The sequence below is a fragment of the Bacillus sp. SIMBA_008 genome (genome assembly GCF_046535495.1).
Classification (GTDB): Bacteria; Bacillota; Bacilli; order Bacillales; family Bacillaceae; genus Bacillus; species Bacillus subtilis.
In genome coordinates this window covers 1-253 of sequence record NZ_JAWRWL010000878.1, presented here as the reverse complement: position 1 = coordinate 253, position 253 = coordinate 1, and the positions used below count along the sequence as shown (strand labels likewise).

General features: G+C 73.5%; 1 protein-coding gene. It reads left to right on the top strand.

What is annotated here, in order from left to right:
* The coding region (locus SB658_RS25865; RefSeq protein WP_410603332.1) for a histidine kinase at positions 1 to 253 on the top strand (253 nt) is incomplete at both ends.

Here is a 253-nt window from a genome sequence, read left to right as displayed (position 1 = left end):
CACGACCTGCAGGGGCATCACCTCCAGGTCATCGCGCTGCAGCTGGAACTGGCGGAGCGGCTGCTGCCGCGCGATCCGGATGCCGGCATGGAACAGCTCCGCGCCGCGCGGGTCAGCGTCGACGAGGCGCGCCAGCCCCTGGACCAGCTCCGCTCCTTCCGGCCCGACGTGGCCGAGCCCGCGGACTTCGACGACTTCTGGGCGCGCACGCTCGCCGAATCACGGGCACTCGCGACCGCGCCCGTGGTCCAGC